The following is a 14,235-nucleotide window of genomic DNA, read 5'->3' on the forward strand; positions in this document are numbered from 1 at the left end:
GGAGTCCCGAGTGATTGGGCCAACAGAGGCCCGTTGCGAATCGCTGATTCGACGCGCGCGCCAGACGAACGGTCTGCGCCCAACGATTTGAAAAATTGGACGCACCCTCCTGCGACCATAAGCCCCCGGCAGGGGAATCCCATCCATCGCTGGATGACACGACACTGTCGGCGTAAAGCCGAAGCACAGGAAGATGTAGAACATGAGCAAGTTGGTATTGATCCTTAACTGCGGTAGCTCTTCCCTGAAATTTGCCGTAATGGACGCTGAAACGGGCGAGGACATGCTGTCCGGCCTGGCCGAATGCTTCAATCTGGATGACGCACGTATCAAATGGAAACTCCACGGGGTCAAGGGCGACGCCATGCTGGGCGCCGGTGCCGCGCACCAGGAAGCCCTCGACCACATCGTGGGCCACATCCTGCCCCAGGATCCCGCCCTGGCCGATCAGCTGGTCGCCATCGGCCATCGCATCGTGCACGGCGGCGAGCAGTTCTCCCGCTCCGTGCGCATCGATGACGGCGTGATCGCCGGCATCGAAGCCGCCATTCCGTTTGCCCCCCTGCACAACCCGGCGCACCTCATCGGCATCCGTGCCGCCCTCAAGGTGTTCCCGGCCCTGGCCGACAAGAACGTGGCCGTGTTCGACACCGCCTTCCACCAGACCCTGCCAGAGGAAGCCTACCTCTACGCGCTGCCCTACAAGCTCTATCGCGAGAACGGCATCCGTCGTTACGGCGCCCACGGCACCTCCCACCGCTTCATCGCCGAAGAGACCGCCAAGGCGCTGGGCAAACCGCTCCATGAGCTCAACATCATCAATTGCCACCTGGGTAACGGTGCCTCCGTCTGCGCCATCAAGAACGGCGAGTCCGTCGACACCTCCATGGGGCTGACCCCGCTGGAAGGGCTGGCGATGGGCACCCGCTCCGGTGACATCGACCCTGCCATCGTCTTCTTCATGCACGACAACCTGGGTTACAGCGTGGACAAGATCAACCAGGTGCTGACCCGCGAATCCGGCCTGCTGGGCATGACCGAGGAGAGCAGCGACTGCCGCTACGTCACCGGCAACTACGCCACCGACGCCGGTGCCAAGCGTGCACTGGATGTCTTCACCTATCGCGTTGCCAAGTACGTCGGTGCCTATGCTGCCGCCATGGATGGTCGCCTGGACGCCCTGGTGTTCACCGGTGGCATCGGCGAGAACGCCGCCATGGTGCGCGAGATGGTGCTGGCCCGACTGGCCCTGCTCGGCTTCAAGATCGACAAGGAGGCCAACAACGCAGCCGTGCTGGGCGGTGAAGGCCCCATCACCGTCGAAGGCAGCCGTCTGGCCCTGGTGATGCCCACCAACGAAGAGCTGGTGATCGCCCGTGATGCCCTGAGCCTGGTCGGCTAAGGCACCCTCTGGTGATGACAACGCCCGGCCCCTGCCGGGCGTTGTCGTTTCGGCAATAGTGATCGGCCTGTCATTTGACATGGGGGACCAGATGCGTACCCTGACCGCTGTGTGATATTGCGGAGGTAACGATGAAAGAGATGTTTTTCAACTGGTTGTCAGGCCTGGGGGTCGATGTGACCCCCATGATGGCCCTGGTGATCGCCCTGGGGTTCATCGTGCTGACCGCCATGGTGCTGCACCTGGTGCTGCACCGCATCCTGCTGGTGCGCCTGGTGGGGCTGCTTGGCAAGACCAAGCAGATGTGGCTGCCGCCCCAGTTGCAGCAACGCCTCTTCTACCGGCTCGCCTTCGTGTTCCAGGGCGCCGTACTGCTCGGTCAGGCGGAGATCTGGCTGCCCAAAGCGTCCGAGAGCCTGGCGCTTATCGAGTTGCTGGCCCAGCTCTGGATCCTGCTGTTCCTGCTGCTGGCCCTGTTCGCTCTGCTCGACTGCCTGCTCTCCCTGAGCCGCCATACCCGGCTTGGGCGGGATCTGCCCCTGCGCGGCATCTTCCAGGGGGTGAAACTGGTGGCCAGCATCCTGGTGGGCATCCTGATGATCGCCCTGCTGCTCGGCAAGTCGCCGCTCTTCCTGTTCAGCGGCCTGGGGGCCATGACCGCGGTCCTGATGCTGGTGTTCAAGGACCCCATCCTCGGCCTGGTGGCGGGTATCCAGCTCTCCGCCAACCGCATGCTGAGCGTCGGTGACTGGCTGCAGATGGACAAGTACGGGGCGGACGGCGAGGTGACCGACATCGGCCTCACCACGGTCAAGGTGTCGAACTGGGACAAGACCATCACCACCATCCCTACCTATGCCCTCATCTCCGACTCCTTCAAGAACTGGCAGGGGATGACCGAATCCGGCGGGCGCCGCATCAAGCGCAGCGTCAACATCGACATGACCAGCGTGCGCTTCCTCACCTCGCAGGAGCAGTTGCAGCTCAAGCAGGCCAGGTTGCTGGCACCCTATCTCAGCCGCAAGGAGCAGGAGCTCAGCAGCTACAACCAGCAGCTCAGCGATGCCATCAGCTGCCCCATCAATGGTCGCCACCTCACCAACCTCGGCACCCTGCGCGCCTATCTGGACGCCTACCTGCGGGCTCATGCGGGCATTCGCAAGGACATGACCCTGATGGTGCGCCAGTTGGCACCGACCACGGACGGCCTGCCGCTGGAGATCTACTGTTTCACGGCGACCACCGCCTGGGCCGAGTATGAAGGGATACAGGCTGATATTTTCGACCACATTTTTGCGATAATTGAGCAATTCCATCTGCGTTTGCATCAGTCGCCAACCGGTTATGACATGCACAGTTGGAAAAACGGCTGATCCCGCTTATGACAAGGTGCCGCGGCGCAGCGCGGCACCGTATTTAATCACCGACCCGTCAGCACGTGGCGGTTGAAATTTGCATGGCAGAGGAGAAAAATGGCGGCCTTCTCTTCGCCCCGGGCGCGCCCGTCGCCTCCGCGCTGGCCAGAGTGCTGAACCACCCCCTTTATCACAGGAAAGTTATGAAGCTCCTCCACAACACGGCGGCCGCACTGTGCTGCTCCCTGATCCTGGCCGCCATGCCCGCCCTCGCCATCGAATATGCCCTGCCCGCAGCCAACAGCCGCCTGGTGGGGGAGAACCTGGACTACGTGGTGTCCCCGGAAGAGGCGGGCCAACCCCTGGAAGCGGCAGCGGCCAGATTCCAGCTCGGCTTGACCAACATGCTGGAAGCCAACCCCAAGGCAGACCCCCTGCTGCTGCAGGCGGGCGAGAAGCTGGTCGTGCCGCATCAGCTGATCCTGCCGGATGCCCCCCGTGAAGGCATCGTGCTGAACGTCGCCGAGATGCGCCTCTACTACTACCCCAAAGGCAAGAAGGTGGTGGAAGTGCTGCCGATTGGCATCGGCCAGCTCGGCACCGACACCCCGGAAGACTGGGTGACCAGCGTGCAGCGCAAGAAGGCGGGCCCGACCTGGACCCCGACCGCGAAGATGCACGCCGAGTACGCCGCCCGTGGCGAGACCCTGCCTGCGGTCTGGCCGGCCGGTCCGGACAACCCCATGGGGCTGTTCGCGCTCTACATCGGCAAGATGTACGCCATCCACGGCACCAACGCCCAGTTCGGCATCGGCCTGCGGGTGAGCCACGGCTGCGTGCGTCTGCGCAACGACGACATCGAGTACCTGTTCAAGCAGGTCCCGGTCGGTACCCGCGTCCAGTTCGTGAACCAGCCCATCAAGGCCTCTGTCGAGCCGGATGGCCGCCGCTACCTGGAAGTGCACCAGCCCCTCTCCCGCAACCAGGAGGAGTTCAACTCCAGCCTGCCGGCCCCGCTGCCCATGTCCACCGCCGTGACCCGCTTCATCGCCCACGCGGACAGCGACTCCCAGCTGGTCAAGCAGGCCCTGGAGCAGCGCAGCGGTATGCCCATCGCCATCAACCGCTGATCCCGCCCGTCGGTATCCCGAGCCCCGGCCACTGTCGGGGCTTTTTTATGGCGCGGGTGAGGGGATCATCAGGGTAAACCCTTGGCAGGTCGGGATAAAATCCGGCCTTATTGCAATTGAGTGGTTGCTTGGTTAGGTGTTAAACGTTTTCCGTGTGTTTTTTATTTGTTAAAAGTGGTTGTGGTCCAGCGATCTGCTGATTACTCTAGGCCGGTTTTTTAAGGAAGAGTTCGTCGCAAGAACGAACACAGACGTCACATAACGGAGTTTTGAATGACAGCTAGCACCCCCATGCTCATCACCTTTCTGGTGTACATCCTCGGGATGGTATTGATCGGCTTTATCGCCTATCGCGCCACCCAGAACTTTGACGACTACATTCTCGGCGGCCGCCGCATGGGGAGCTGGGTGACCGCCCTCTCCGCCGGCGCCTCCGACATGAGTGGCTGGCTCCTGATGGGCCTGCCCGGCGCCGTCTTCATCGGCGGCATCTCCGAGAGCTGGATCGCCATCGGCCTCGTCATCGGCGCCTACTTCAACTGGCGCTGGGTGGCCGGTCGGCTGCGGGTTCACACCGAGAAGAACCGCAACGCCCTGACCCTGCCGGACTACTTCACCTACCGCTTCGAAGACAAGAGCCGGGTGCTGCGCATCCTCTCCGCTCTGGTGATCCTGCTGTTCTTCACCATCTACTGCGCCTCCGGCGTGGTGGCCGGTGCCCGCCTGTTCGAGAGCACCTTCGGCATGAGCTATGACACCGCCCTCTGGGTCGGCGCCGCAGCCACCATCACCTACACCTTCTTCGGCGGCTTCCTCGCGGTGAGCTGGACCGATACCGTGCAGGCCACCCTGATGATCTTCGCCCTCATCCTCACCCCGGTGTTCGTCATCATCGCCGTGGGCGGCATCGACACCGCCATGGTGCAGGTGGCGGCGCAGAACGCCAGCAACCTCGACATGTTCAAGAACCTGGACTTCATCGCCATCATCTCCCTGATGGCCTGGGGCCTGGGCTACTTCGGCCAGCCCCACATCCTGGCGCGCTTCATGGCGGCGGACTCCCACCACACCATGGCCAGCGCCCGTCGCATCAGCATGACCTGGATGGTGCTGTGCCTGGGCGGCGCCGTGGCCATCGGTTTCTTCGGCCTCTCCTACTTCTCCACCTTCACCGAGCAGGCGGGCGGCGTGACCACCAACCCGGAGCGCGTCTTCATCGAGCTCTCCAAGATCCTGTTCAACCCCTGGATTGCCGGCGTGCTGCTCTCCGCCATCCTGGCGGCGGTCATGAGTACCCTCAGTTGCCAGCTGCTGGTCTGCTCCAGCGCCATCACCGAGGATCTCTACAAGCCCTTCCTGCGCAAGAACGCCTCCCAGAAAGAGCTGGTGTGGGTCGGCCGCGCCATGGTGCTGCTCATATCCCTCATCGCCATCGCCGTGGCGGTGAACCCGGAGAACCGGGTGCTGGGGCTGGTAAGCTACGCCTGGGCCGGCTTCGGTGCCGCCTTCGGTCCCGTGGTGCTGCTCTCCGTGCTCTGGTCCCGCATGACCCGCAACGGCGCCCTGGCGGGCATGCTGACCGGTGCCCTGACCGTCATCATCTGGAAGCAGTTCGGCTGGCTGGGTCTGTACGAAATCATCCCGGGCTTCCTGTTTGCTACCCTGGCTATCGTGCTGTTCAGCCTGTTGGACAAGGCCCCCTCCAAGGCCATGCAGGATCGCTTCGCAGAAGCCGAGCAGGAGTTCCAGAGCCCCATGGCAGACGCCATCGCGGCAAAATAACCCCCGCCTCGACGACAAAAGCCCCGCAATTGCGGGGCTTTTTAATGGGTAAAACATGCCCATGGCAGGGATTAGGCGGGGCGCCTGCCCAGCCGCTGCACATCCTGGCGGGCGGCGGCCCCGGCCTGGCGGAGCCAGCGCTGGCGGGCCCCCTCATCCGAGGTGTGGACGGGCCCCAGATGCTGGCGGTGGGTCAGCCGGATACCGCACAACCCCAGCACCGGCTTGTCCAGGGTGCGCTCCAGGGGGGCACCCTGCCACCAGCGGTAATACCAGGGGGGGCTGTCCATGGTGAGCAGCAGGCGCGCCGTTTTGTCGGCGAGCAACTGCTCCGGGTACGCCTTCCCCGGCTGGTAGCGAAAGGCGAAACCCGGCAGCAGGGTGCGATCCAGCAGCCCCTTGAGCCGGGCTGGCAGGTGGCCCCACCAGACGGGGGCGACGATCACCAGATGGTGGGCCTCCATCAGGCTCTGCTGCACCGCCTGCAGATCCGGTTCGAGGGGCTGCACCTCGTCATAGCCATGGTGCAGATCCGGCGCGAAGGCGAGCTCCCCCACGTGATGCAGGGTGACGCGCGCGCCCCCTTGCTCGGCGCTGCGGGCATACTCCCGGGCGAGGGCGTGGCAGAGGCTGTCGGGTTTGGGGTTGCCGTTGAGAACAAGCAGGTTGGGGGTCATGGTATGGCTCCTTGAAGTGAGCCCCCATTACACCCCTTGCCCCATGGGACAGAGTCAAGCCACCTTGTGCGCCCGATCCGCGGCGGCGGGATGGTCCCGCCCGTCGGGGGATTGCCGCGCCGGGGCGCCATAGCGGCAGGGGTGCTGCGCCAGCAGCGTGGCGCACTGGCTCAAGCCCTGATGCTGGCGTTGCAGCCTGGCGACCTCCGCTTCGATCTGCGCCAGCTTGGCTGCGATAAGCTGCTCCACCTTCTGCCAGGGGAAGTGATCGAGGCTGGTGACGCCCGCGAGCAGGGGAACCAGCTCCCCGAGCTTGCAGCCAAGCCGCTGGGCCTCGCGGATAAAACCGACCCACTCCAGATCCTCGGCCCGGTAGACGCGATACTTGCCGCGCCGCCTGGGCTCGGGCAGCAGCCCGAGCTGCTCGTAGAGACGGACCGCCTTTGGGGTGGTGCCCGCCAGCCGGGCAAACTCGCCGATATACATGGTGCTGCTCGCAAAGGTTGTTCGAGTAGGGGCTCACTATAGGCCAGTGGCAGGGGGAAATGCATCCCCAGGGGGGAGCTGTCGGCGCAGTGCATTGCGCAGCAGCGCTCTGGATGTGGCTTTGTCCCATAGAATGCGAGGGCCTTGCCCTCGGGTCGCCCACCCGTCAGACCGGGGCGGGAAATGGCCGCTTTGACCCCTGGTGGGGCCAAAACGGACGTCAGTGGACAGGTGATAGCCACTATAAGCAAATATGGGCCATTCTCGGAAAACCCATAAATTGAGATTATCGTGGCTATGGAACGCCAGACAGGGCCATCAGGGGCCGAAAAGGGCTCCCCAAGTTCCCGATCCTTGTTGATGTCGTGGCTGGTTTATATGCGATGGTATGAATGCGCTTCTCTAATCACATCTACGGGCTGACACTTGAGCACTTTTTGATGGCTAGTTGCTAACACCTGCCTAAGGAACGGACAATGCCACGCGAAGACAGTCCCTCTTGAGACCTTTGTTATTAATTTTCATCTACAAACTCTAATAACTTATAAACGGTTCGCTCTGGACGGCGCAATGGTTTTATTGATTTTGTCAACAAGTTAACTCTAACCTGCTTACCGATTAACTCTGATCTAAACTGTTCCGCGGCTAGCCTAGTTGTTGAACCATAGATAATGTTTCCTTCTCTTGTTACAGCCTCAAACTTACAGTGCTCCGGAAGCAAACCTAAAACTTTCAGCTCCACCAGTTCTTCATCTTCATCAATTTCTGTTGCCTCTGTTCTTTGTCTTGCTCGATGAATCCAGTTGGAATCAAGGGAATATTCTTGATTATCACCAACTAAACGCATTGTTGAATGGGCTTTATCAAGGGTAATGAAAAAATCTTTTAGCGACTGTAATACTCGCTTATCAAGTGATTCAATCAGTTTTTCAAAAGTTTCATCGTCTGGCTGAGCTGATGCGTTAATTAAATCTAAAACATAATCAACAGTATGCTTAAGAGCAGTTTCTGTAATTTCTAATTGGTCTGAAACTTCATCAAGAATAAATCCAAATGAGCCTTTGGCTACTTGTGTAACCATAAGGTTCGAATTGGCTTTTAACGGGATCTTACCCCGCTCACCTAGGCTACCATTTTCTTTACTTGCAAAAGCTTTATTTATTAATTCTTGGAAGTTTTCTAAAACATTGCCCGCAAAGCTAGCAAGTATTCCTTGAGATCCTAATACTGGTTCGCCACCAAAAAATAGGGCGACACTGGCATTAGTTTCATTGGCATTTTTTAGCAAGGAAATTTCTCTATCAAGTTTCTCTAACTTTTCACGATACTGTAACTCCCCGACGATATCTCCATACTCAATGGCTTCAGAGATCAACTGCTGTACTGCATGCTGATCAGACGTCAAACTATTCAGTTTCAATTTACGAGGCATTGTAACCTCCGTTTATCAGCTTATTAAGAATCTCTGTTTCATTATAGGAAAGATCTACTTCAAGCATTCCTTTCCACAAACTTGTTTCTCTTTGATGAGAAAACAAACCAAACCAGTATTTTGTATGGGAAACAATAGCCTTAGTGGGCAAATCTAAGTCTACAAAATATGCATCACATTTATATGATGCTTTCGCCATTTCAGGAGAAAACAAACCTATATTGGCTTGTACAAAATTTTTCCAATCATCAAGAGTAAAACCTACAGGTCTATGAGCGAATGTTACTAAATCAATATCATTGGGTGCTCTTCCTCTGGTTTTTTCAACATTCTCAACAAAGCTACCATCAAGCCATTGAAAACCATTTTTAATACCTAAGCATCTCAAATCATAGCGGTACTTAAGAAATCCAATTAAAATCTCAATTCTTTCATTACTTGTTGCAAAGTGCTCGACAAAAGCCTCCAAAGAAACTTTGTAAGGAGCTTGATTTGCTGGTTTGGTTGGACAAGCTCCAATGAAAGGAGGAAGCACTCCTGACTCTTCAAAGTTTGGAATCAAATCCCGTCTCCTTTAAAATTTATAACAGTGATTAGATGGAGGATGGTACTAATACTCTAATATTGCCTTCTATCTAACCCTACTTCACCTTAATTAAGGGAATTGTAAATGATATTTTAAATAAATGGTTTACTTTCTTGCCTCTGCAGTGGACGATATTCGCTTGCCCTCTTCTTTTGCACAACTTTTTCGATTGCATAGAAAAGTCGTGTGACATAGGCATGGCAAATGCCGGGATAGCTACCGCACTGGATTTCAGCTTCCAGCTTGCTGCGATTGACCAAAGGGGCGTGGTTGGCATGGCTCATGGGAGACTCCGACGAGGCGTGTGTTGCCAATTGGCTATATTAACGGCCCGCGAGCGAAGGGGAAGGAGGAAATGGCGAATTGCCGGGCAAGATCAACAAATGGAGGCCAGCCCGAAAGCCTGGCGTCCGGGCTGGATTGGCGAGAGAGGGCTGGGGATAGGTAAAAGGGGGGCGAGTGGCCACCAACTGGTGACCCTCTTGCTGCCTGTACGGGAGTGGTTGCCCGGCCTCTGGCCGGGCGGGGGATCAGTTGCCCGGGATCTCGCTGCAGTTAAGGGTGGGCTGACCGTAGCGCTCCAGCATGGCGTCGCTCCCCTTGGTCCAGAGGGTGAGGTTTTGCCCCTCGTACCGGGCGCCGCTGGCGCTGGGGGTCTCATAGGCGAGCACCTGCTGCTGGTTGTTCCCCTCGCTCAAATTGATCATGGCGGCGGGCCGCTTGGCCTCGTTGTAGAAGTAGGTGGAGAGGGTGACGCTCTTGCCGCACTGGTAATCGACCGGCATCGGCACCCTCAGCTGGCCCCCTTTTATCTGCAACTCGGTGATCCGCAACTGGTAGCTCTCTTCCACGCATTGGCGCAGGTCGCCCGCCTTCCAGCAGTCGTTGCGCCCCTTGATCCAGCCGCGCTGGATGGCGCGCTCGCTCTTCTGCTGCTCGGGGGAGAACCCGGCAATCGCCTTGGGATAGAGGGCTGACAGCTCGTTATCCAGCGCAGCCAGTCCGGCATCCTTGCAAATGAGGGTTTCGGCGGCGCCTTTCGCCTTGGCGCATTCGAAGGACGGGGTGGCCGCCGCGGCCAGCAGAGGGGAAAACAGCAGGGTTCCAAGCAAGATCTTGTTCATCGACAGGGCTCCAACAGGGGGCATGATGCCCCGTGACCAGAGCACACTTTACACCCGAAGTAGGCAGGAGCACCCCGTGTTTTTGGGTGGCGGGCGGCCCTGCATGGCAATCAGACGCCGGCCAGCGCCAAGGTCTGGCGGCTGCGCCACAGTCGCTCGTGGAAGAAGAAGACGACGGTGTTGATGGCAGGTTCGATCAGTGCCATCACGCCGCCGGTGAGCAGCTCGCCACTCAGCAGGTAGGCGACACCGAAGGCCACCGAGAAGTGGACCAGGGCGAAGCTGCTGGTCTTGGCCTGCAGGCTGTGGTGGGGCTTGAGCTTGTGCCAGCCAAGGTCGTGGAAGTAGAAGGCGACCGTGTTCACGGCGGGCTCGATGAGGGCGATCAGGCTGGCGGTGAGCAGTTCGCCGGTCAGCAGGTAAGCCACGGTGAAGGCGACACAAAAGTGCAGGATGGCGAAGCTGATGGTCTTTTTCATGGTGGTGTCTCCTCTGGCGATGAAGGCAGTATCATCCAGAATTCCATTAAATGAAAACCATTCTCATCTATCGGCGAAATAGAAAATGCCTATCGACCGGGGGAGGCCCCACCAGATTGGGAGTTGCCTGGGAACGCAACGGCGCTAGAGTGTGCCTTTTGCCATGAAAAAGGAGCTTTCATGACCATCAACTCCAACCTGTTTGTTCTCTTCATGCTGCTGCTGATGATCGTCGTCGGCGTGGTGGCCTGGCGACTGGCCCGGCGCAAGAGCCGCCACCCGGGGCTTGTCACCTTCCTGTGCGTGCTGCTCTGCCTGGTGCCGCCCTTTGCCCTGCTGGCGCTGCTCATTCTGGCGCTCTGGCGGGACATGCCCGCAGGCGCCGATGCCAGACAAGCCTAGTCTCTTCCGCCACTGCCGCAGTCATAGAAAAGCCCCTTGCGGGGCTTTGTCGTGTTGGCGGCGGGTGAACGGTCAGGCCTCGGCCTTGTTCAGCCACTCCACCCTGTACTGGGCGCCGGCGCCCTGGGCCAGCTTGGCGCACAGGGGTTTCAAGAAGGCATCGATCTGCTCGTCCAGCATCCAGGGGGGGCTGACGATGAGGATGCCGGAGCCGTTCATGCCCCAATCGGCAGTCTGGCCGGCCACTTCCAGCTCCGCCACCAGGACGTTGCCGAAGTTCTCCCGCTTGATCGCTTTGAGCATGTCGCGGGACTTGTCCGCCTCTTGCCCGAGGATGGGATACCAGAGGGCGTAGATGCCGGTGGCCCAGCGCTTTTGCGCTTTTTTAAGGGTATCGACCACGGCGAAGTAATCTTCCTTGAGCTCATAGGGAGGATCGATCAGCACCAGACCGCGGCGCGGGGTGGGGGGCAGCAGGGCGACCAGCCCCTCGAAGCCGTCGCGATGGTGGACGGCGACGCGGGGGTCGTACCCCATGTTGGCGCGAAGATCTTCCACCTCGTTGTTGTGCAGCTCCATCAGCGCCAGCTTGTCCTGATCGCGGATAAGGCGGCGGGAGAGCTCCGGCGAGCCGGGGTAGTAGTGCAGCTGGCCATCGCTGTTCATCTCCTCGATGACACCCAGATAGGGGGCCATGGCAGACCACTGGGCCCGCTCATCCCACAGGCGTTTGATCCCGTCGGCGTATTCCGCCTTCTTCTGGGACCAGTCGCCGCGCAGGTCGTAGAGACCGCCACCGGCATGGGTGTCCAGCACGATGAAGGGTTTCTCCTTCTTCTTGAGGGACTCGATGATCAGGGCCTGGACGGCGTGTTTGAGCACATCGGCGTGGTTGCCGGCGTGAAAGGCGTGGCGGTAGCTCAGCATATGAGATCTCTGAGGGGGCCCTGCTGGGCACCCAGTAACGATAGATAGTGAAACAGGTTGCGGCTGTCGCCGCGAAACAGGGCGAGGGTGCGCAGGGTCTGCAGCAAGACCCCCTGTTGCAGCCGCTCCAGCTCCAGTTCGTGGGCCAGCATGGTCTGGTACTCCTCGGCCCCCACCCGTGACTTGGCCTGCTGGCGCAGGGTGCGCCAGGGGAGCAGCACCGCCTCGGTCTGTACCAGGGCCGGTTGCAAGTCCGTGAGGTCGACCGGGATCCGGAGCAGGTCGAGGTGGTGCAGCAGGAGCGCCAGGTTGACGTTGCCCCCCATGCTTTGCACGTGGAGCCAGTCCTGGCTGCGCTGGCCATAGGCGCCTGTGCTCCATGTCCAGAACTCGGAAGGGGTGGGCAGGGCGTCGGGGCTGACCCGCTCGCTGGCCATCAAGGCTTCATCACGCAAAGAAGGCCTGCTCCATGGTTTCCAGCTCTTCAGAGAGGCTCATCCACTCCAGCTCGACGTGCTCCAGCTCCTCCTTGAGGGGGCCCTGGGACTTGAGCAGCTCGGAGAGCTTGCCCTTGGCGCTCTCTTCATAGATGGCGGGATCGGCCAGCTGCTCTTCCACCGCGGCCAGCTTGGCCTGCAGTTTCTCCATGCTGGTTTCGAGCTTCTCGAGCTTCTGGCGCAGCGGCCGGGTCGCTTGCCGGAACTGGGCTTCGAGGCGCTTCTGATCCTTGCGCGCCACCGCCGAGTTGGCGGAGACGGTGCCATCTGCCGGCTTGGCATTGGCCTCTTTCTCCTGTTCGCCGAGCCACTTGTGGTAGTCGTCGAGATCCCCGTCGAAGGGCTCGACCCGGCCGCCGTGGACCAGATAGAAGTCATCCGTGGTGGTGCGCAGCAGGTGACGGTCGTGAGAAACCACCACCATGGCCCCCTCGAACCCTTGCAGGGCCATGGTCAGGGCGTGGCGCATCTCCAGATCCAGGTGGTTGGTCGGTTCATCCAGGAGCAGCAGGTTGGGCTTTTGCCAGGTGATGAGGGCCAGCACCAGACGCGCCTTCTCACCGCCGGAGAAGGGGGCTACCTTGTCGAGTACCTTGTCGCCATGAAAACCGAAGCTGCCGAGGTAGTTGCGAAGCTCCTGCTCGGTCTTGTCCGGCGCCAGGCGCACCAGGTGATCGAGGGGGCTGTCGTCTAGGCGCAGGGTCTCGAGCTGATGCTGGGCGAAGTAGCCGATGCTCACCCCGGCGCTCACCTCCAGCTTGCCGGAGAGGGGCGGGTTGGAGCCCGACAGCATCTTGATGAAGGTGGACTTGCCCGCGCCGTTGCGACCGAGCAGGCCGATGCGCGAGCCCGGCACCAGGTTGAGCTTGATCTTCTCCAGGATCACCTTGTCGCCGTAACCGGCGCTGAGGTTCTCCATGGCGATGAGCGGGGTCGGCAGAGCGGAGGGCTCGCGAAACTCGAAGCTGAACTCGGAGTCGGCGTGAGCGGGCAGGATCTTCTCCATCCGCTCCATGGCTTTGAGCCGGCTTTGGGCCTGACGGGCCTTGGAGGCCTTGTAGCGGAAGCGGTCCACATAGGATTGCATGTGGGCCATCTCCCGCTGCTGCTTCTCGTACATGGACTGCTGCTGGGCCAGGTGCTCGGCCCGTTGCAGTTCGAAGTCGGAGTAGCCGCCGCTGTATTCGTTGAGCTTGCCGTTCTCGATATGGATGATGCGATTCACCACGGAGTCGAGGAAGTCGCGGTCGTGAGAAATGAGCACCAGCGTGCCCTGATAGCCCTTGAGCCACTTCTCCAGCCAGATGACGGCGTCCAGATCCAGGTGGTTGGTCGGTTCATCCAGCAGCAGCAGATCGGAGCGGCAGAGCAGCGCCTGGGCCAGGTTCAGGCGCATGCGCCAGCCGCCGGAGAAGCTTCTGACCGGCGAGTCGAGCTGATCGCCGCCAAAACCCAGACCGTGCAGCAGCTCGGCGGCGCGGGCGCGAATGCTGTAGGCACCTATGGTATCGAGCTTGCCGTGCAGCTCGGCCACCAGCAGACCGTTGTCATCCGCCTCGGCCTGGGCGAGCTCGGCCTCCAGGGCGCGGAACTCCTTGTCGCCATCGACCACGTATTCGAGCGCGGAGCAATCTAGCGCCGGGGTCTCCTGGGCCACGCCGGCAATCTGCCAGCCGGCGGGCAGGCTGAAGCTGCCGTTGTCGATGGCCAGTTCGCCCCGCACCAGCGCAAAGAAGGTGGACTTGCCACAGCCGTTCTTGCCCACCAGGCCCACCTTGTGGCCGGGGTGTATGGTGGCGGACGCGTTGTCCAGCAGCGTGCGGCCGCCGCGGATCAGTTCGATTTGACTGGCAACTATCATGGATGGGTCTGCTTGGCTCGATTGAAGGAGAGAAACTGGCGCGGATCTTACGTGAAATGACACAAATTTGCACTTGAGGGCGGGGGGGATGGCTG

Annotated in this window: 15 protein-coding genes; 5 read left to right on the forward strand and 10 right to left on the reverse strand. The window is 60.2% G+C overall.

Translation table 11 applies throughout. From position 1 onward, the window contains the following. The first annotated feature begins 202 nt into the window (after positions 1 to 202). The 4 genes from AB5Y68_RS05345 to putP all read left to right on the forward strand — a co-directional run bounded on the left by AB5Y68_RS05345 (position 203) and on the right by putP (position 5,669). Positions 203 to 1,402, forward strand: a complete 1,200-nt coding sequence (locus AB5Y68_RS05345) for an acetate kinase (protein ID WP_010675525.1) — start codon at positions 203 to 205, stop codon at positions 1,400 to 1,402. Between the two features lie 131 nt (positions 1,403 to 1,533). Continuing rightward, positions 1,534 to 2,775 (forward strand): mechanosensitive ion channel family protein, encoded by a 1,242-nt coding sequence (locus tag AB5Y68_RS05350; RefSeq protein ID WP_010675524.1) that lies wholly within the window; start codon positions 1,534 to 1,536, stop codon positions 2,773 to 2,775. A 185-nt stretch (positions 2,776 to 2,960) separates the two neighbouring features. Beyond that, positions 2,961 to 3,887 (forward strand): L,D-transpeptidase family protein, encoded by a 927-nt coding sequence (locus AB5Y68_RS05355; RefSeq protein WP_010675523.1) that lies wholly within the window; start codon positions 2,961 to 2,963, stop codon positions 3,885 to 3,887. Between the two features lie 273 nt (positions 3,888 to 4,160). After that, positions 4,161 to 5,669, forward strand: a complete 1,509-nt coding sequence (putP, locus tag AB5Y68_RS05360; RefSeq protein ID WP_039040197.1) for a sodium/proline symporter PutP — start codon at positions 4,161 to 4,163, stop codon at positions 5,667 to 5,669. A 71-nt stretch (positions 5,670 to 5,740) separates the two neighbouring features. Here putP and AB5Y68_RS05365 read toward each other — a convergent pair whose 3' ends face one another. The 7 genes from AB5Y68_RS05365 to AB5Y68_RS05395 all read right to left on the reverse strand — a co-directional run bounded on the left by AB5Y68_RS05365 (position 5,741) and on the right by AB5Y68_RS05395 (position 10,453). Further along, entirely contained in the window at positions 5,741 to 6,346 is a 606-nt protein-coding gene (locus tag AB5Y68_RS05365) for an NAD(P)H-dependent oxidoreductase (RefSeq protein ID WP_039040196.1), read from the reverse strand. Between the two features lie 54 nt (positions 6,347 to 6,400). Further along, positions 6,401 to 6,832: a MerR family transcriptional regulator gene (locus tag AB5Y68_RS05370; protein ID WP_039040195.1), complete on the reverse strand. Its 432-nt coding sequence runs from the start codon at positions 6,830 to 6,832 to the stop codon at positions 6,401 to 6,403. A 514-nt stretch (positions 6,833 to 7,346) separates the two neighbouring features. Further along, on the reverse strand, positions 7,347 to 8,264 hold the full coding sequence (locus tag AB5Y68_RS05375) for a hypothetical protein (RefSeq protein WP_152610189.1): 918 nt from the start codon (positions 8,262 to 8,264) through the stop codon (positions 7,347 to 7,349). After that, positions 8,254 to 8,826: a hypothetical protein gene (locus AB5Y68_RS05380; RefSeq protein ID WP_080770005.1), complete on the reverse strand. Its 573-nt coding sequence runs from the start codon at positions 8,824 to 8,826 to the stop codon at positions 8,254 to 8,256. Before AB5Y68_RS05380 ends, AB5Y68_RS05375 begins: the two co-directional genes overlap by 11 nt. 116 nt (positions 8,827 to 8,942) lie before the next feature. Continuing rightward, positions 8,943 to 9,134, reverse strand: a complete 192-nt coding sequence (locus AB5Y68_RS05385) for a hypothetical protein (RefSeq protein ID WP_152610188.1) — start codon at positions 9,132 to 9,134, stop codon at positions 8,943 to 8,945. Between the two features lie 246 nt (positions 9,135 to 9,380). Then, a complete protein-coding gene (locus AB5Y68_RS05390) occupies positions 9,381 to 9,974 on the reverse strand; it encodes an MliC family protein (RefSeq protein WP_039040194.1) in 594 nt (197 codons plus the stop codon). A gap of 110 nt (positions 9,975 to 10,084) precedes the next feature. Then, complete coding sequence (locus AB5Y68_RS05395) at positions 10,085 to 10,453, reverse strand: DUF2061 domain-containing protein (protein ID WP_039040193.1); 369 nt, start codon at positions 10,451 to 10,453, stop codon at positions 10,085 to 10,087. 180 nt (positions 10,454 to 10,633) lie between these two features. Between AB5Y68_RS05395 and AB5Y68_RS05400 the strand changes: the two genes are divergently transcribed. Beyond that, positions 10,634 to 10,855, forward strand: coding sequence for a hypothetical protein (locus AB5Y68_RS05400; protein WP_039040192.1), 222 nt, complete (start codon positions 10,634 to 10,636; stop codon positions 10,853 to 10,855). Between the two features lie 72 nt (positions 10,856 to 10,927). Here AB5Y68_RS05400 and AB5Y68_RS05405 read toward each other — a convergent pair whose 3' ends face one another. The 3 genes from AB5Y68_RS05405 to AB5Y68_RS05415 are packed head-to-tail and all read right to left on the reverse strand — an operon-like array spanning position 10,928 to position 14,140. After that, the gene (locus AB5Y68_RS05405) at positions 10,928 to 11,782 is read right to left on the reverse strand and encodes a 23S rRNA (adenine(2030)-N(6))-methyltransferase RlmJ (protein WP_039040191.1); all 855 of its coding nucleotides are present in this window, start codon (positions 11,780 to 11,782) and stop codon (positions 10,928 to 10,930) included. Next, positions 11,776 to 12,237 (reverse strand): DUF2390 domain-containing protein, encoded by a 462-nt coding sequence (locus AB5Y68_RS05410; RefSeq protein WP_039040190.1) that lies wholly within the window; start codon positions 12,235 to 12,237, stop codon positions 11,776 to 11,778. Before AB5Y68_RS05410 ends, AB5Y68_RS05405 begins: the two co-directional genes overlap by 7 nt. Beyond that, on the reverse strand, positions 12,230 to 14,140 hold the full coding sequence (locus AB5Y68_RS05415; RefSeq protein WP_039040189.1) for an ABC transporter ATP-binding protein: 1,911 nt from the start codon (positions 14,138 to 14,140) through the stop codon (positions 12,230 to 12,232). Before AB5Y68_RS05415 ends, AB5Y68_RS05410 begins: the two co-directional genes overlap by 8 nt. Positions 14,141 to 14,235: the final 95 nt, after the last annotated feature.

Source organism: Aeromonas sp. R6-1 (genome assembly GCF_040908165.1).
Lineage (GTDB): Bacteria > Pseudomonadota > Gammaproteobacteria > Enterobacterales > Aeromonadaceae > Aeromonas > Aeromonas caviae.